Source organism: Candidatus Nitrospira neomarina, assembly GCF_032051675.1.
Lineage (GTDB): Bacteria > Nitrospirota > Nitrospiria > Nitrospirales > UBA8639 > Nitrospira_E > Nitrospira_E neomarina.
Window position 1 is genome coordinate 2,627,042 of the sequence record NZ_CP116968.1, and the last position, 18,411, is coordinate 2,645,452.

13 protein-coding genes are annotated in these 18,411 nt (G+C 48.3%); all 13 read right to left on the reverse strand.

Annotation, left to right across the window (positions count from 1 at the left end):
- Position 1: 1 nt before the first annotated feature.
- Positions 2-1,075: a hypothetical protein gene (locus tag PQG83_RS11280; protein ID WP_312740987.1), complete on the reverse strand. Its 1,074-nt coding sequence runs from the start codon at positions 1,073-1,075 to the stop codon at positions 2-4.
- Positions 1,076-1,140: 65 nt separating this feature from the next.
- Positions 1,141-1,620, reverse strand: coding sequence for a PCP reductase family protein (locus PQG83_RS11285; protein ID WP_312740989.1), 480 nt, complete (start codon positions 1,618-1,620; stop codon positions 1,141-1,143).
- Between the two features lie 7 nt (positions 1,621-1,627).
- On the reverse strand, positions 1,628-2,353 hold the full coding sequence (locus tag PQG83_RS11290; RefSeq protein ID WP_312740991.1) for a DUF420 domain-containing protein: 726 nt from the start codon (positions 2,351-2,353) through the stop codon (positions 1,628-1,630).
- A 22-nt stretch (positions 2,354-2,375) separates the two neighbouring features.
- Complete coding sequence (locus PQG83_RS11295) at positions 2,376-3,353, reverse strand: methyltransferase (protein ID WP_312740993.1); 978 nt, start codon at positions 3,351-3,353, stop codon at positions 2,376-2,378.
- Positions 3,354-3,538: 185 nt separating this feature from the next.
- Positions 3,539-4,333, reverse strand: coding sequence for a carboxypeptidase-like regulatory domain-containing protein (locus PQG83_RS11300; protein WP_312740995.1), 795 nt, complete (start codon positions 4,331-4,333; stop codon positions 3,539-3,541).
- A gap of 290 nt (positions 4,334-4,623) precedes the next feature.
- Positions 4,624-6,633: a thioredoxin domain-containing protein gene (locus PQG83_RS11305; RefSeq protein WP_312740997.1), complete on the reverse strand. Its 2,010-nt coding sequence runs from the start codon at positions 6,631-6,633 to the stop codon at positions 4,624-4,626.
- A gap of 71 nt (positions 6,634-6,704) precedes the next feature.
- Positions 6,705-8,039, reverse strand: a complete 1,335-nt coding sequence (locus PQG83_RS11310) for a HEAT repeat domain-containing protein (RefSeq protein ID WP_312740999.1) — start codon at positions 8,037-8,039, stop codon at positions 6,705-6,707.
- A 49-nt stretch (positions 8,040-8,088) separates the two neighbouring features.
- Positions 8,089-8,763, reverse strand: coding sequence for a hypothetical protein (locus PQG83_RS11315; protein ID WP_312741001.1), 675 nt, complete (start codon positions 8,761-8,763; stop codon positions 8,089-8,091).
- Positions 8,760-9,680, reverse strand: a complete 921-nt coding sequence (locus PQG83_RS11320) for a carboxypeptidase-like regulatory domain-containing protein (RefSeq protein WP_312741003.1) — start codon at positions 9,678-9,680, stop codon at positions 8,760-8,762. The genes PQG83_RS11315 and PQG83_RS11320 overlap by 4 nt, the downstream gene beginning before the upstream one ends.
- A 15-nt stretch (positions 9,681-9,695) precedes the next feature.
- A complete protein-coding gene (locus tag PQG83_RS11325) occupies positions 9,696-10,613 on the reverse strand; it encodes a carboxypeptidase-like regulatory domain-containing protein (protein WP_312741006.1) in 918 nt (305 codons plus the stop codon).
- 366 nt (positions 10,614-10,979) lie between these two features.
- A complete protein-coding gene (locus PQG83_RS11330) occupies positions 10,980-11,921 on the reverse strand; it encodes a formylglycine-generating enzyme family protein (RefSeq protein WP_312741008.1) in 942 nt (313 codons plus the stop codon).
- Positions 11,922-12,407: 486 nt separating this feature from the next.
- Positions 12,408-17,282 carry a hypothetical protein gene (locus tag PQG83_RS11335; RefSeq protein WP_312741010.1) on the reverse strand — a complete coding sequence of 1,625 codons (4,875 nt, stop codon included), beginning with the start codon at positions 17,280-17,282 and terminating at the stop codon, positions 12,408-12,410.
- A 274-nt stretch (positions 17,283-17,556) separates the two neighbouring features.
- Entirely contained in the window at positions 17,557-18,411 is an 855-nt protein-coding gene (dat, locus tag PQG83_RS11340) for a D-amino-acid transaminase (protein ID WP_312741012.1), read from the reverse strand.

Here is an 18,411-nt window from a genome sequence, read left to right on the forward strand (position 1 = left end):
TTTAATTCACCAGATTGCCGTGCCCCACTTTAACGTCAGGGATAGAAGTAGGAGTTGCAGAGGATTTAGAACTTTGGAGCATCCCCATCACAAATGGACAACGTTGTATGGATTCAGGAATGCCCACGAGCTGCTCTTCATAGGCTTTCCGCCAACCCAGAAAGAGGGTATATAGCGCCATCAACATGGCGGTACAGGCGGCTATCCCCATAAATCCTCCTTGAGAAATCTGCTCAACCCGCAGCACAAAGGCAGCCATCCCCATGAGGACCAGAAAATACGTCGCTGAAAAGGTGAGATTTGGCCACATCCAAAACCAAAGAGATGACAACCAGGTTCGTGGCCTGCCTCCCTGGGTATTTTGACCATATAACGATTCCCCCCTGAAAAACGTCTTCATTCCGATGGAGGCGATCATAACGGGAACTAATAGTGATTGAAGGATGGGTTGCAGTTCAATCGGCCCCACGGTGAACAGGAGCCATGAACCGGCTATCCCTATCATGGTTGCCAACGCTCCCCATTTCACAATACTTCCTATCTCCTGCGGGATCCATTTTCGTAACGCCTCTCCGTCGGGAAAGGTTGGGACCACAACCCCTTGTTGCCTCATCCGTTGCACATGACCAATTTCAAAAGCATCCCGAGTTACGGACGTACACGAAATGATGGTTGCCATCATGCCCGGACCCTCCGGATGGAGCAAAAAATCATAGGCCACAAATACTTGAAGAATCGCCAAAACCAACAGGGATAACTGCATTCCATAAACCAGACCAATCCACCCCACCAACCACACCCACTGCCGAGCCCCGTCTTCGCGCCAGGATTCAGTGAGAGAGATTCCACGTCCCTGTCGATAGGACCAGATGGCGGTAATCATACAAATACACCCGGTGAATGCCAGAAGCGCCAATGGATTGGAAAGCGGCAAGACAGGCTTGAGAAGGTGATAGATCCCAAAAGCCACGAAGCCGGGAGCCAGCATCACCAAACGCTTCCGCTTGCGAACGGGTTGATCCGTTACTAAGGCATTCAATTGTGGAAGGACACGAAGGGAAAGTCGATGCAACATATCGTGACTCGCTTCAAAAAGATTCCCGGTTATTTATTTTGCGCCCTATTCGCTCCATAGGAGTTTCACGTGCGCCCGGCCGCCATACCAAAATAGCGGGCCTTCACCTCTTCCATTAGAGCAACCGTTACCGCAGGCATCCCGCGATCCAGAGCTGTTCGCTCCAACTCAACCTTGGCCATCGCCCGGATTCCTGAAGGAACATTGTCGATACGACGCTCCGCGTCCGGAGTCCACTCCACCATCCCCTTATTGCGGGCCGACCCCACACGCCCAACCGTCACGATCCTTTGTTCCCTGCTAGAGACAAACTCCTCTACCTCCTCACATACGAGAGAAACTAAATAGGGAGGAAGCCGGCTCATGTGATATAAGGCCTCGTCCGTCCATACGACGTGGGAAACCACCGCATCCAATTCTTTCGCATTCCCTTCTGCTCCAAGGGAAAATCCACACCGATCGCAATGAAATTTGGCAAACACAGAATCAGACGGTAACTCTTCAACCTCCACAATTCGTAAAGAATATTCACAACCACATTGCATGAACGGTCTACCCAATTTTTCCCGGATAGAGAATATAGAGCATCGTGTAGGTGAACGTTCCCGTTACGAACAATACACAGTAAATCACCATGGTGAATCGTCCAAGCACTCGATGCCGTCTGGCCCCATTTGGCCAAATCCGCTGGATAGATATTTCAATGCCAAACACCAATGCAATGAGAAGAATAAGACCAAGATATACACTAAATTTCCCCATGGAAAATCCAGAGGTCATGACCCGTGACAGGAAAAATAGGAGGACAATGGTGGTCACCCCTCCCAGGATCATCACAATCCTTCTCCCGGAAGTCTTTAACATCGCATCCTTCAAGACCCGCTTCCCTTCCACGAAAGTCTGTGCCCGAAACCCCAACACCATCATATAAATGGCCATTACGAGGCCGATCACGACCAGGAGAATATGCAGCGTCAAGACAGGCACAAACACCTGATCGTATAACCATTGAGGTCCACCAAAGCCTTCCTTTCCCTCAAAAGCCAGGACCCCAAGACTGCGAAACAAATAATAACTGATAAAGAAGGCGAGCATGGCAATCATCCCACCGAACATCAGCCAATGGTGCTGATCATTTTTATGCTGTCTCGCCTGAATCCATCCGACAATAAACAATATCGTAAAGAACGTGGCCATGAGTTGGCTCACATCCGCTCCAACCGTGGCATGGGTCCCGAAAAATCCCGGTTCTCTCAGCCATACTGCCATTTCATCCATAATTTCGTGCCATGCCCTTCTGTTATTTCGTGCCTTGAATCATGGCACGCGGTTCTAACTCTTCCACAATTCGAAAGCCGGCTTGCTCCATCCATTGGCGACTGTCTTGAATCGTAAAACATTCGCCACATTCTGTGTTCACTAAAATATGGACAGCAAAGGCTGTCGTCCAGGCAGGGCTGGTTTTAGCCGGATCCAAGAACCGGTCTTTGATGATCAGTCGCCCTCCCTCTGTCAAACAGGCAAATACTTTCTTCACTAGTGCCGCATTGGTACTGCCATCCTGATAATGCAGAATATCCGACATGAGGGCCAGGTCATAAGACCCCTGAAATGCATCGACATGAAAATTGCCCCCTTGCAAATGTATACGATCCCCTAATCCGGCACGATCTACATGGTCTTTGGTCAGCTTCAAGGTTTGCGGGAGATCAAAAACCGTAGCGGACAATCCGGGATGCTCCAGGCAAAAGGCAATGGCATTGGTTCCGGCCCCACCACCAATATCCAGCATCCGTACCGTTCCGTGAATGGGGACACTTTTCGCCAATCCCTGCCCACTTCCCTGCCCGATTCGATCCAGGACGGTGAGCACATGGGCTCCCAATTCCGGATTCGTTTCAAAAACATGTTGCGTCACAGGTGACCGCCCGGTTTTTACGGTCTGTTCCAATTGCCCCCAATGACTCCACTCAGCGTCATGCAACAGTAATAAATGGCCCACATACTCTGAGCTTGATTGCACCAAATGTCGTTCAGCCACAGGAGTATTGGTATACAGCTTCTCTCCCTTCGTTAACACACGCATCGCCACTAGTGCGTTCATGACCAACTCCAAAGCCCGAGAATTGAGCTTCAGGGAATCGGCAACCTCATTGACCGTGAGCGAATGTCCCTTGAGGGCGGTAAAGAGATCCAGCTTAACAGCAGTAAGGAGAATTTTGGTTTCCCAGTAGTATCCTATCTGGAAAATATCTGCGAGAGACGATTCACGAATCACATGGGGCCTCAAACTCAACTGGCAACATGAAAAATCATTTTCGATGTCGATCTTAACGGGGTCATTTTGCGAGGTCAAATGCTGAACGATCAGAAAAATAATCTACCCTTCTCCACAAAAAACAAGGGCAACTAGCTCATGGCTAGTTGCCCTTGAAGAAATCCTCTGCCTCAATCGAAAGAGACTTATTTGATCTCGAAATTGGCTTCGACGGTTCCCCCGTCTTTCACATCCACATCGGCTTCTACTTGGCCGGCAATAGGATGCCAGGCCACTACTTTATGCTTGCCGGCAGGCACGTCCTTAATTTCGAAAGTTCCATCCGCACCAGCCACACCATAATGCCCATTGGTGACGGGCAAATACCAGCCTTGCATAAATTCATGCTGGTCACATTGCAACCGCAACACAGACCCCTTTTTCGACATTTTCAATTTGACACTTTTCTCTAAAGAATCGCCTTTTTTGGCCAGACCGATATTGAATTCGGTGCTGGACTTGGCACCCAATTGATCAAAGCTATGCGGGTTGTGCAACACCCCTTCAGCCGATTTAGGATCGCTGGGATCGGCATCGTTGTTAACGACCTTAAACAGGCCCTTACTCACGGCTACTCCGGTATATGGCCTAAACTCACACAATTCCGCCTCCACCAATTGGGGAGCCTCTTTATCCGCTTTGTCTAAAAATGCTTTATCCTTAATATCAGTAACAGCGACGACCGCGTGCTTTAACCCCTTGCTTCCGTCTACTTCCACTTCTTTGAGAAGCCGAGTTTCACCATCCGCACTTTTGCTCTCATTTTTTTTGCAAAACGCTTCATTGGGAAATTTTGAGAAGGCAAATTCTTTGGGCGGTGGAACTTCTCCGGTAAATGTGACTTTCCCTTTAATTGTTCCCCCGGCCTGAGCGACTAATGGGGCAGCAATAAGAATGCAGCCCACTAAAAAAGACATAGTTAAAGACTGACGATTCCTCATGATTCTTCCTCCTAGTTAAGAATGAAATTGAGTTGACGTGGGAAAACAACCTAACTTGATGAGATCAACCCCTTCTACCCCGGCCAGGTATAAAAAGGCTGATCTTGAAATGGATCGTCCGACAGCACCCACTTCCGTATATATCAGGAATAAAAAAAACGTGTCAAGAAACCCAACAGGAACTAGGTCCTTTGCGCTAAACCTTAGGCCTTTTAGTTCGCTGAAAAATGAAAAGGGTTGAAACACCCGATAATCCCCTAAAATTCAGACTGGTAATTAGGCAGCTTCGCTCATTGTCGAACAGGGGCTCTGAGTACGGCCATCATGTCAGCCACACTCTGTTTCATGTCCTCGGCATGAAAAACCGGAGCGGAACACAGCCGGTCAGTACAGATAAATGCTGCGGGTCGTTCGTCATAGGGAAAAATAATGTCACCCCATTTCGGCTGTCCCTCCTTGGGATCAAAATTTTTCACAATTTTTCCAGGGCAAAACATTCGCTGACCTTCCATCATTAAAATTCTGGTCATGGCATCGTCAAAATCTCCCACCACCGCAATATGAATAGGTATCCGAAACCATTGATCGATAGCCAAACCGGACAATGCGAGGGGAAGAGGTTGCCGGGACATGACCATGGCCTGCAACGTGCTCTCAGCAATGGAGCGATACGTGTGCTTCTCCGTCGAATGAAAAAGATCAAGGTACCAGAGAACGGCTTGAAAATTCTCCTTCACCGGTTTGGTGGGGAATTTCAGAAGACCGAATGTACCTGGAATCTGTGGATGATCAAAAAATCCTCCATTCGCCGAATCGTGCAATAACCGCTGGGTCACTTGGGCAAGGGCTTCAGCATTTTGCAAAAATTGATACCGCCCGGTCACTCTAAAGGCCTCAAGTAACGCTTGGCCAAAGAATATGTGATCCGATAATAAACCGTAAAGGTTGGGGCCGTCTCCAGGTGCTCCATGAGCAAGCCCCTTATTCACGTCAAAACGCTTCTGAAATAACCGACTCAATATCTGTAGAGCCGAATCCCCTATCTCGACCTGTTCCAACACCACGGAGGCATGCAAATAGGCCCATGCCATCAAAGCATTACTCCCTGTGAAAACTCGTTGGTCCACATATGGGATACCGATGGCCAATCGTTTGCTCTCATTGAGAGAATAGTACTCGGCACCAGACATGGACACTATCCCATCAGTTCCTCTGACGTCGGCGTCCTGACTTTCGTACAACAACCCCGTTTGCGGATCGGTTAAAAACCTCGAAACATATTCAATGAGCGCCAAACCTATGCGTTTAAACTGAAGATCTCCGGTGAGTTGGAATGCTTCAATATAATTGCGAAGATTCAGAGCTTGAATCGACAACATCTTTTCGAAATGCGGTTGGCTCCAATCTGCTTGTTCAGCATAGCGGTAAAACCCGCCCCAAACCGGATCAAGTAAGCCCACTTGCTTTTTTAAGGTATCCAATCCTATCTTGAGCAACTCTGGATCATCCTCAAAGAAGCCATAGGCCAAAACCATTTGGATGGCTTCGGGTTCAAAGAATTTGGGGGCATCCCGAAACCCTCCATTGACTGAGTCAAATTGGGCTCTCATCATCTCCACGCTTTGTTTGACCATGGCAGCCTGAAGCACATTCGCTTTGGAAGAACCGGCTTCCACCTTCTTTTGTACCCGCTCCCATAATTGAGAAGCTTTCTTAAGCAACATTGCCTTGTCGGTGTCATAGATAGACTGCACCTCAAGAAGCATGGCTTCCATTTCCTCAGAACCCAAGGCATTCGCTTGAAAAAGAATTTCTCCGGTTGGCAAGAGGACATTGGTCGTCGGCCATCCTCCCGCTCGGTAACGAGCATCTAAATCGGGACGCTGATCCGTATCGACCCGAACAGGAATAAATTTGGTGTTGAGTAGCTGTACGATATGAGGGTTGGCATAAGTCGTCTGATCCATCACATGGCAGGCATGACACCAAATGGCGGTGAGATCCAAAATAATTAATTTATCTTCGGATTGAGCACGTCCGAATGCTTCATTTCCCCATTCATGCCATTGAACAATCGGATGACCGACAGACTCCCCATGAGGCCGTATTTCAGCATGAAGGGGACTGATGAGAAACAACACGCTGAGCCCAGCGACCATCAACAATCTGCAACTTCCCCGGATATGCCGTAAGTGATTTATACCCACAGATTTCGGGACAAATGCGAACTTGATGATTGTGCGCCAGAATTGGTCGAGAGGGGAGCAGTGACTAAAAAACTGCACAAATTGGGGAAACATGTTCACACCCTTTATCCGGTCATACCTGGCCATCTTCAGGAAGACCTCTCTTAGGGCCGCAAACAAACCGGTTAAAGACCGATCTCCTTATCCAGAATCCTCACAATGGCGGCGGCAGCAGTCACCCGCACCGCTTCATCAGTATCTCGCAGGAGACGCTTTAAAGTCGGGAGGAGCGTGCGATCGCCAATACGACCCAATGCGCGCGAGGCCCCAATCCTGGGTCGAGGCAATGGATCATTGAGAGCCAAAATAAGAACATTGAGAACGTCAGGACCTTTTCCATTTCCAAGCGCCTTGACCGCACCCGATCGAATGGCCGGATTTTGGTCATTGAGGAGATGTTGAACGGTATCTTTGACCACTGAATAAGGCGCTCCTGACCGTAGCAATGACGCCACGGCCGCCGCTTGCACCCCGGAATTTGAATCGGCCAACGCCCTGGTTAACGGAGTTAACACTTGATGTTGTTCGTAATACCCCATGCTAAAAGCCGCCACACTCCGCACCGCAGGAATACGATCAAACAACACTGCCTTCAATGTCGGCAAAGATTCAGGAGCTTGCAATTTTCCCAAGGATGCAATGGCCGCGGCACGGATAGAGGGTTGAGAATCGGAAATAGTCTTTTCCAAGATCGGTATCGCACGACGATCCCCTAATTCACCAAATGCACGGATAGCCGCGCCCCGTTCATATCCTTCCTGGCTTGACGCACCTTGCTCCAAACGCGCCCAGTATTCCTTGTAACCCAGCTCATATAATGCCCTTGCTGCGGCAATTTGGACAAGATGCTGCTCATCATTCAACGATGGTCTTATGAGGGGCTCAAGACTCCTGTCGCCGGATTTTCCAAGTCCAATCAAAACAGTTGCCCGCACCAAACCGGCTCCGTCTTTCAATGCTTCACGAAACACCCTGGAACGCTGCCCCGCTTTTCTTTGCCCTAAGGCTTCTGCCACTAATGCTCTAATCATGCCGGTTTCATCGGTTAAGCCTTTTTCTAAATACTCCACGGCCTGATCAGATTCGATTTCCTTTAACGCCGTATAGGCAGCGCCCCGCATTTGTTCCCGCATGTCGGAACGGACAGGCAATATACAGGCGATGGCAAGCTGGCGTAAGAAGGGTTCATCTTCCCGTTTTGTCGCGGTAATGGATTTTTCATAAATCTCAATGGCTTCGGGAGTCTTTCCCAAGCGTGCTAATGCAAGGAGGTATAGACGAGAAGGCTGGGAGAGGGAAGTGCTCTCTTTGTGTAAAGGCTTAACAAGGTCAACGACCTGTTGAAATTGACCCTGATCGTAGGCTTTTTGCGCCTGAATGAAGGTTGAGTCATGTGCCTCTTCCGCCAACACCGACCCTGAGAGAGCCCACAGAACACCGAGAACGAGCACAACATTCATACGATTCATCCTTTATTGTTTACCCCCGTCTCCTAGCCATATCATCTTTCTACCCTCTCGGAATCGGGGCTTCCTGTGCCTCAATAATTCGATAGCCCAAAGGCGCTTCAAAGTAATAATCCGGTTGCGAAGAAAGCACCACATGGTGATATTCCACAAACCAATCCCGATCCTGACTTAAGAGCTTCAAGAGAATCTCCCGTTTAGGATCCACCCATTCGAAATATCGTTCCAGTTGGCCAAACCGATCCTTGACCTCCACATCATAGAGCAGGGCCGGTTGATCGCCTACCACGGATTCCCCAATAACCGATCGACTCGTCTCTCCTTCCAACTTGATAGAAAATGGTAACAAAAAATCCAAAGTTAAGGGAACGCTCACAATCATTCGGCGTTGCGAAAACACATACCAGGTTTTTTGTTTATCCAACCGAATAATGAGGACACTCGCAAAGCCTAACTCTGTTCGTACTCCTCCCGCCGGTTCAATCCGATACCGATCATTTTTCACAAACAACTGGGCTTTGGCGATACGTCCTCCGGTTTTCCACATCAGTCTCGCCGAAAATTCTGGGGGATCATCGTGGGGGAAACTGGAAGAACCGGCAAAGCCCCAGGCTAACGGGGACCAGGCCACCGTTCCGAAAATGGCACAAACAACGAACCCTGCAAAGGTTTTGTCACAAGTTCGGGAGAGAAGGAGGGAAAAGTCTATCCATTTCATGGCCTTTGGTGTTCAACCAGAGGCTCTATCAAAACTGGATGGCCCAAGGCAGCGGGGGTAAATCTCGGCGGCGTCCGGATGGTATGCGCCGTCCAACGAGCCACGGGAGATTCTAAGGAAAAATCCTTCCGCACGGTTTGGTTTGGTTCTACGGAAAATTCATAAACCTGCTCATGTTTGACACTTGGATGCCAGACACGAATGCGATAGCTTCCAGCCGGGAGTGAAGAAATGACATACTCTCCCTTTTCATTGGTAAAGCTGAAATAGGGATTATCCACCGCAATCGCCCAGCTTTCCATGTAGGCATGGAACCCGCATTGCATCACAAATGTTTTTCGTCCTTTGCTCAGTTGAAATTGATGAACCAAAGATTTCCCCGGCAGATGCTCATGCGTCGCATGGATATTCTCACGTTGATGCCGAGGATTAAAGGGCAGAGGAGAATTAAATAACACCCGTGTCCCTTGGCTCAACGACGTCTCATAGGCTTGAATATCATGCATGACCGGATCCATATTCACCACTTCAATCCCATGCTCATTACGCACTACCGTCGTAAAGGGCAGAAATTGACAATCCCGAGCTTCCACCTTCGGAATAGAAAGGGAAAAAGGTTTCCCGGCATTAACGCCTTCAACCACCACCACGACTCCTTGAAGTTGATTGTCATCATTCACCACGAAATCCTTAAGTAGCCGCCAGCCCTGCCCATCAGAAATGCGGCCGCAATACTCCGGATCAGGGAACGTCACCAGGTTATACGCTTTAGGAGAAGGCGGAATGCCCTTGAGGGTCACATTACCGACAATGGTGGCCCCGTCCGTTACGTCAATAATTTCATACGCGAAAGCGGTCGAACTGGTTATCCAGAGGAGACCGATGACGGCCATTTCTACTACTCGATTTTTATTCATGATTACCTCATGTCCTCAGGGAACTTGCCGTCGTAACGACGGAATAATCTCAACGCCCTCTCCAAGCATCTCCATTCCAAAATGTGGATTCTCCTGCATTTCATGCACGCTTCTCCGCCCTTGGGGAGACTCATATTGGAAATCCAATGTCAGCGTTTTTCCCGATTCCACACGTACAGTTTTTTCCAAATAGGTTTTCATACCAGGGTGCCAGACCGTCACTTGATATTCTCCTGCGGGTATATCGCGAATTTCGTAGGCTCCATCCTCTGGGGTAATCGAATAATAGGGATTATCCACCACTAATCCCCATGAAAACATATAGGGATGAAAACCACATTGCATAACAAAAACATCCCGTCCTTTTCGCAAATGAATTTTTTCAATCATCGGTTTTCCGGGCAGATGGGTATGGACGTTTTTTCCAAACATCCCAACCACATTATGAAAGGGATTCATGGGCAATGGACGATTAAACAAGACCCTGGCCCCTCGTTCTCTGGCCGTTTCATATCCCTGGATATCATGTTCTACCGGATCCATATTGATCACAGTTATTTCATCCTGATCCTTTAAGACATTGACAAATGGTAAAAAATCACAATCAATGGCTTCAACCTCTACCTTTGGCAAAGAAAACGGTTTGCCTTTTTCTATCCCTTTCACCATCACCACCGCATCCTTAAGCGATCCCTGAGGCCCAATAATAAAATCCTCAACAATGCGCCACCCAGTTCCGGTAGAAATTCTTCCACAATATACGGCATCCGGGATCGTGACGAGATTAAACGCCATCGGCCTTGGGCGTTCCCCATGAATGCGAATATGGCCTTGAATTGCCCCTCCATTGCTGACCGGGCTCTCCTGATAGGCCAACCCTATGGATGACACATTCATCAGGAACATCACGATCACCATGACCCTCATCATCATTCCAATTCCCTCCTTCCTACCACTGCCCACCAATAAATAGCTATGTGTAATATCTGTCTGCTTCCCCAATATCCTATGAGCAAGAAACACCAGGAGTCACATGCTACGACACACTCAAGCTTTTAAAAGGTTTATCCGAACCACGCAAAAGAGTATGGAGAATGCTTCTTGTATGAAACCACTCTTCTCATGTCACCCTACCACATTTGGGTCATCGGAACTTCAACTCTAAGCCGGTTGATAACTCAAACTCTCTGAAACTCGCACAGTCCACTATGTCCTGGAGAAAGGGATATACAAGAGTAAATAATTTGTGAGAAGGAATGAAAACCAGCGCAGAAACAAGAATACATCCATTTCTTACATTCAAGGAGTTGGAATCGAATGGGTAAGGTCGTCTTTCAATCCAGCAGCACACCGAAAGCCAAGCCAGTTGGCCTGTGTTTCAGGAGCGGTTCCATTGCGCTGGGCGGTCCGTACGGTCGGAGTACTGTCCATCCATCCACCTCCCCGGAATACCCGATGTTCACCGGTAGACGGGCCTTGAGGATTCCGGTCCGGAGCCGTCTGATAATAGTCCGGATCGTACCAATCGTTCACCCATTCTGCGACATTCCCTGCCATCTGGAACACGTTATAGGGACTGATACCGATTTCATATTTATCAACAGAAATAATAGGTGGATAAAGAAGCAACCGCTCAGGACGATCACGGACAGGACCGGATATGCCCGATCTCCCAAAATTGGCTCGCGTCAGACCTGCCGGCGTATTTCCCCACGGATAAATTCGTCCATCCGTTCCCCTGGCCGCTTTTTCCCATTCTGCTTCCGTCGGGAGCCGCTTGCCGGCCCACCGGCAATAGGCATCAGCATCATACCAGGTGACATGCATCACGGGATGATGGGCCATACTCTCCTGAAAATTTCCCCCGTCAAATTTCCAATCCGGCAATGGCGGACGGCCCGTGTCCACGACAAAACGCAAATATTCCAAAGCCGTGACTTCATAGGCATCAATCTCAAAAGCATCCAGATACACCTGGCGTTGAGGCATCTCAGGCCGGTAAGCCTTCCTATCAATTTTCTTATTACTTCCCATCGTAAACCAACCGGCTGGAATCACCACTCTCTTTTCTTTGGTAGGCCATTGCGTCCGCTGTAAAGCCAATTTCTTGCCCTCCTCCGTCCACTCCGGCCGTATGTCAGACACGTCCAGTGCCCACGCCATAATCCCCGACATCAGGGTAAACCCGATTACCATCAAGCCCATTACCACAAGATACTTCCTGCTTTGTCTTTCACGCATAGTCCCCTCCAAATTAATCCGACGACGAAGACGCCACTGATGGAAAAATTGGAGAATTCACCATCCCAACGACAAGCACTGATCTTTGTATGTCGTTCTGGAAGAAGGCATTTGCTGGGAATCCCAATAATTGTATTTCAGTATGGTCGTTTAATGGACCGAATCGTAGCTTCACCTTTCAGTGAGGTCAAGGCGTCTGAGACAACCACCATAATCCGCCTATACTCATTGCTACAATCGGTTTAGTACATATTCAGCAGAATTTAAAAAAGGATAAGTATGATGGATTATCCGAATATTTCATATACGAAAAAATCTTTCTAAAAGAATATTATATCAATTGATCTGTTGCCATTTTCAAATTTTCTCAAATGGAACTTCGAGTTGCCTGGCTTTAGAAAACCGAAGACGTCCGTTTTAATAAACATAAAAAAATGGGGGATTCTTGCGAATCCCCCATTCGTAAAACCTTAATGGTAAAAGTGGCTATTTGGCTGCCACCGGCAACACCCGGCCAGTCTCCACCACGTCGATCGAAGCTTGCTTCACATCACTGGCACCCCCTTCCAAAGGCAGGATCCGTTGGTCATTTTTAGGTAGGACCCTTAAATAACCCCACTGACCCGATTGGGAGTAAGGCAGGCGCTGATTATTCCAGACATAATCTGCGGCAAGCATATCACGCCCTCCGGCGGACGGAATAAACACATCGATCGTTTCCGAACCAGCGAATTCGACCACACTGATTTCGTCGGCTCCCGGCATGAAGGGTTCAATCGGCCATTCATGCTTTTCTACACTAAACATCCCGTTTTGCTCGCTGCTGGCACCGAACACATGGATCCTCACAGGATCTCCTGCATGTGCGTGGATAATCGGAGTAACGGGATCTTGGGGATTATCCACCTCACAGGGTTGGAACATGCGCCCAAGTGTACAACCTGCCTCTTCTCTATGAAGATAGGGTTCAGAGCGATAATTAACCCCGGTCAACCCGGCCACATTCTGAACATACGGCATAAAGCTGGTACCGATGATGTTGTCTTCATCTTGAAAGAGTAAAGCTACATCACGATAATTTCGGCGGTTTTCTTGACCAGGAATGGTCTGATCAACAATCACATCCGCTTCCCAGCTATTTTTAAGGGAAATATCCGCACCGGTCTTTGGATCCCGGTATTGCGACCCTTTAGGCCCGATGATGACTGCCCCGAACAAGCCGTTTCGCGGGTTTAACATCACATTTCCCCAGTCCCATACCAGAGATGAAATCTCCCCGTTAAAAGGATCGGCATAATAGGTATACGTCTTTGATTCACCTGGGGCAATCGTTTGATCCCCCGGGTTATTTCCGACGTTGGCCCCCAAAGAATCTTGCGGATTGAAGGCCAATGAAATGGCCGAGAATGAAGCCCGGCTCTCTTTCATTTTATTTTTGAGATTCACTTTAATGCAATCTCCCACGTTTGCCCGAATAGTCAATGGCATCGGATGGTAATCCCCTGCCACTTTAGTGACCTCATCCTCAAGGACGTAAATCTTGCCCTCAGGATTTCTCAGTTCGATGGTCCTCTCAAAGTCGATCTCAATTGATTCCTCAGCACTAGGATTAAAACTCATCCCTGGGAAGTCCATGGCGACCACGTTAAATGACTTCACCGGAGCCTCTTCAGGACATACAGGAAGAGGCTCTGGAATCTTATTTCGACCTGAATACCCTGCCGGGAGCGGTTTTAGGTCCTCAGTCTCCTTATCCAATACTCGTAAGATTCCCCATGCCCCCTCTGAGAATTTTGAAGACCGTCCGTTAAAATGGATATAGTCTCCAGGCTGCAGACGAGGACCGCCTGCCTTTGGAACGACTAAATCATATCGCTCGGCAATACCAATATGCATGGAATTTTTTCTATTGGCATCTCCTGCATATCTCTCGCTCAAAAACGTGTGTCCTGAAATGGTCCAGGTCATCGTTTCATTCATGAGGGTATGCAATAGACGGAATACCACGGTATCTCCCAGGTACGCCCGTAGCAACGGCGTGTCGGGATCACCGTGCTCAGTGCTACTGAATATTTTTGAAGCATCGGGATTCACGGCCATACGTTGGGCAATGGGTTCCGCCCTGAAATTGAGGCCGCTTCCCGTCGTATGCGTCCCTCCGTTAAGGAAGGGCATTGGGGTCATGAGAATTTTTTCCGGCATCATAAATGACACCGTTTTCCCCGCCTCTAAGGCTACCTCGACCGGCTGCCCAGGCGGATTCCCAGCGGTCACTATGTTGACTGTATGCGGAACCGTATCATGCACTTGGATAACCATTTCCCGGAAGCTGTTATCCACGCCGTAGCCGACCGGTTCCACCGTATGGATATCGGCGATAGGACCACTTCTGACCGGTTTCCCGGTTTTAGGATCATGATAGGTTGATCCAACCGGTTCCACCACTAATGTCCCGAATCCACCATGAGGCCACGTAGTGGCCCCAAAGGCATGGTCATGCCAAAACACCGTTCCCACATCTGCATCCGCCCACAGTCGTGACCGCACAAATTCTACCGTCACAATATCCCCCACGGGATGATCATGCTGCAGTGGTCGAACAAAAGTAATAGTGTCGCCTTTTATTGATTTGATGCGACGAATCTCGTTGCCTTTGACATTATCGGCCCCGACCAGCAATTCCGTATTGACATGATATTGCTTAGCGTTTTTAACCTTAATACTGGAATCACCTTTTTTGGCCTTAGCTGTGAACACGCTATTCATGGGCACAGGCAGACCTTTTTTGGTCTTTTTCTCCAGCATGGTAAACGGTCGGACGGACTGCTCATAGGAAAAACCTGTGATTACTCCATCCGATGCCTGGTTATCGAATTGAAGGAAATGAGGATGAATGTTGATTTTAGAAGATTGGAAATTTGTAAAATCGTCATCCAACCATTCGCTGGTCAGGGTATAGTCTACACAGTCATAGATATTGGCGCGAAATACCAACGGCAATTTTTTATCGTTATCTTTTCGTACTTCCTCTTCCTCTTCATGGAGGACGTAAATCAATCCGTAGGGATCAATGACAGGAGCTTCCTCACCCTGGGCCCCGGCCATTTCAATGGGGGTATTAATGAAATGAATGTTGTAATATTTTCGTCCGGCATTCTCCGGACACAAACTCCACCGGCCATTTTCTCCAGGTTTGGCTGGCTCGGAGGTTCGTAGACCATTTTCATCCTGATGAATCATTTCCAGCCATGGGGCTGGATTGTGATTTGGTGGGAACATGACCCGTTTACCGAAATGTGGGGTCAAATGCGGCCATGATACCTTTCCCGTCCTTGGCTCAAACAGAATTGGGCGCCGTTTTCCTGGAGTAGACGAATGGTATTTTGGGTTCTCGATTGTGCTTTCTTTCTCAGACATGGCTTTATTACCATCCCAGGCCCAATCCAATACCGTCGCATCATAAGAAATAATTTGGCCCTTTTCGTCATCTTTATGACCCGGTTTTCCTTGGGCCGGCAACTGAATTTCCACCCATTCTTTAATATTCACGACCGCTGGATTCGATTTCCAGTTGGTCTTTCCCTTTTCCACGATGGTGAATGTTTTCCCAAACCAATCAACTGTTTTACCAATCAATTGATCGGAAGTAACGCCCACCTGCATCCGCCCTTTTCTATCAGGCAACTCCCTGAGGTTTGGCATGACATCCGTACGGTTGTCGTCTGTCTGCATGGTATTATATACCCGCCAATACCCCCACATTCCTGCAACGTAATGATGAGCGACATGGCAGTGAAACAAGAAGTCACCCGCCAGTTGTTGGCATAAGCCAGATCCACATTCCGTCTCCAAATCCAACGCTTCTGATGGCCCAATCACTTCTACATCAACCCGGTCGGTCTTTGTCCTGATAACCGGATATTTAACGGGGCCATTTTTCGCGGCATGCCACATCGGCATTTGATCAATCGCCCGTGGGCTTCTTGGCCATCGGATCGTCCCGCCATGTGGATGGTGGGAATGGAATACCTCAGACCCTCCGTGAACCAACCTGAACTTGGCCGGATCCCCAAGATAGGAACGAGGAATCGTCGTTGGTGCATCACCAAAGGTGTAGGAACTATATCCCATAGATTCGTCTTCAAACCCGAAATATTCGTGCTGCACATGCATGTTGTTGATACCAAATGGCTCACTCCGGTAATTAAGAGCTCGAGCTCCAGGCCGATAGGCATCGGTGAGAGGATCCCGTTGGGGTAAGAAGTCACCATGTTTGTTTACCGGACGAAACGCTTCGTCACCCACCTCATGATAAATCAACACGAACTCACGAAAATCAGGTCCCGTTCCATTTTTGATTATGGCCTGCCACCCACTGGCCATCGGGGTTGGGTCTCCGTCTCCCAACGGATTCAAATATTCGGAACCATGCGGTTCAACCACGAATGTCCCCATAAGACCCATGACCGTCAATTCCCGATCATTACTAAATGTATGAAATTGGCGACCACCCTCCTGGGTGTCCGGATGAATGTACCATTCCATCTCCACGACTTCCCCTTCTTCAGCGACCGTGTCGCGATTGGTTGTCGTAGCAGGCTGCCCCGTCTTGCTGATAACCATATTCGAACCATGGATGTGAAGACTGGCCTCTTCACCAAACTCAAGTTGGTTTCGGAGGGTGAATTTCACACAATCCCCTTGGTTTCCTCTGATCACCAGTGGTTGGATCCACTGATCCTGAAGACCGTTCGTGACCGCGCCAGGATCACCATGGCCTTCCACCTCTCTCGCTTCAGCATTTTTGGCTTCCTCTTCCCGCACCTTATCGATATTTTCGGTCAGCACATACATATAGCCAGGATAGTAATCAAGCCATTGATTGAGAGTAATCTCGGCATTGATGGCCGAAATATCATATTCCCTGACAGGGGCAGTTGAAGGACAATTTCCACCACTCGCTGCAACAGGCTCCACATTACGATCAGATGCCAAAAGTAAATCCTGGCCTCCCGCCCCATACTGGTGCATATTGGTCATCGTGTTGTAAAAACCGGTCGCTGTATGGTCAGCATGTTGAGCACCAGACTCGTTTTCCATTCTCAGCATGATCCGATCATGTTGGCGTTCCACCATGGCCGCTCGATTCGGTCGGCCTTCTTTGGTGTCCTCCATGATGGTCTGGCCCTTCAAACGCTCTGCCCATTCAGGTGACTCTTGATGAACCATCCCCGTGCTATGAATAACTTTGTCCTGATTTTCTTCAGCCAGGAGGATTCCCCCTGACAAAAAACTGGACCCCCCGACTAACAATCCAATGGAAAGTGTGGTGATCGCTTTCCTAGATTTCATGTGAAACATGGACCGGCCTCCTTAAGGTGAAAAAAACTGACAAACCGAAGACATATTCTACAAATCAAACAGTCAAAAATATTCCATGAAAATGTTGGGAAGCGCAAAAGGTAATCCAATCGATTGAGGCTGTCAAGTCTGAAAGATATGAGTTTGATTTCATTGCATTTATCACAACTACTATAAAAATTGGCATTTCAGAAATGGATGTGGAAATTAGGCGAATTGTCACCGATTTACAGCTAAAATTCACTTCAGCCTTTTAAAATTGACTTTTAAAAAGCTACGACAGGGTGATCCCGGCAACATAGGAGGAAAACTCTTTCTGAAGATCACTGGAAATGGGGCCTGGCTTTCCATCCTGTATAAGTTGTCCATTCACCTGAATAACAGGCAAAACCTCAATTGTTGTGCCCACGAGAAAGATCTCGTCAGATTGAAGTAACTCTAAAATAGGAATTGGTCGAAATTGGACGTCCAAGCCCTTTGCCTGAGCTAAGGTCGCCACCTGTTGCTGTGTCACACCAGCCAGGACTAAATGATTCCTTTCGGGGGTAATAAGCACGCCATTTTTCACAACAAAGATATTACTCGTAGCCCCTTCAGTCACCTGTCCGTCTCTCACAAAAATCCCCTCAAAGGCCTTGGCCTCACGGGCCTGTTGCTTGGCCAGAACATTCGGAAGCAAATTCAGGCTTTTAATATCACAGCGGTGCCATCGAGTATCAGGCAGGGTAATAACACTTACCCCCTGCTGAAAGACTTTAGTTGGCAATCCAACCATTTGGCGAAATGCCAAAAAGACGGTAGGTTCTCTATTAGAAGGGAAAGTATGCTCACGCGGAGCGACACCTCTGGTTACCTGAATATAGATTTTTCCTTCCTGATACCCACTCTGCTGAAGACCGGAAAGAAGGAGGCGCAGAAATTGGGGTGGTTCTAAAAAAAATTGGATCTGGGTTTCTCGGGCACTCCTAACCAGCCTATTAAAATGCTCATTCCAAAAAGCAGGAACCCCATGATAGGCACGAATGACTTCATAGATGCCATCCCCAAATAAGAATCCACGATCATCCGGAGAGATCTTAATCTCCTCCAATGGAGAAAAGTGCCCATTGAAATACCCAATATCCGGCAT

Coding starts and splice junctions, on each gene's coding strand:
- PQG83_RS11280 (WP_312740987.1), bottom strand. CDS start 1,075: ATGTTGCATCGACTTTCCCTTCGTGTCCTTCCACAATTGAATGCCTTA.
- PQG83_RS11285 (WP_312740989.1), bottom strand. CDS start 1,620: ATGCAATGTGGTTGTGAATATTCTTTACGAATTGTGGAGGTTGAAGAG.
- PQG83_RS11290 (WP_312740991.1), bottom strand. CDS start 2,353: ATGGATGAAATGGCAGTATGGCTGAGAGAACCGGGATTTTTCGGGACC.
- PQG83_RS11300 (WP_312740995.1), bottom strand. CDS start 4,333: ATGAGGAATCGTCAGTCTTTAACTATGTCTTTTTTAGTGGGCTGCATT.
- PQG83_RS11305 (WP_312740997.1), bottom strand. CDS start 6,633: ATGTTTCCCCAATTTGTGCAGTTTTTTAGTCACTGCTCCCCTCTCGAC.
- PQG83_RS11310 (WP_312740999.1), bottom strand. CDS start 8,039: ATGAATGTTGTGCTCGTTCTCGGTGTTCTGTGGGCTCTCTCAGGGTCG.
- PQG83_RS11315 (WP_312741001.1), bottom strand. CDS start 8,763: ATGAAATGGATAGACTTTTCCCTCCTTCTCTCCCGAACTTGTGACAAA.
- PQG83_RS11320 (WP_312741003.1), bottom strand. CDS start 9,680: ATGAATAAAAATCGAGTAGTAGAAATGGCCGTCATCGGTCTCCTCTGG.
- PQG83_RS11325 (WP_312741006.1), bottom strand. CDS start 10,613: ATGATGATGAGGGTCATGGTGATCGTGATGTTCCTGATGAATGTGTCA.
- PQG83_RS11330 (WP_312741008.1), bottom strand. CDS start 11,921: ATGCGTGAAAGACAAAGCAGGAAGTATCTTGTGGTAATGGGCTTGATG.
- PQG83_RS11335 (WP_312741010.1), bottom strand. CDS start 17,282: ATGTTTCACATGAAATCTAGGAAAGCGATCACCACACTTTCCATTGGA.
- dat (WP_312741012.1), bottom strand. CDS start 18,411: ATGCCGGATATTGGGTATTTCAATGGGCACTTTTCTCCATTGGAGGAG.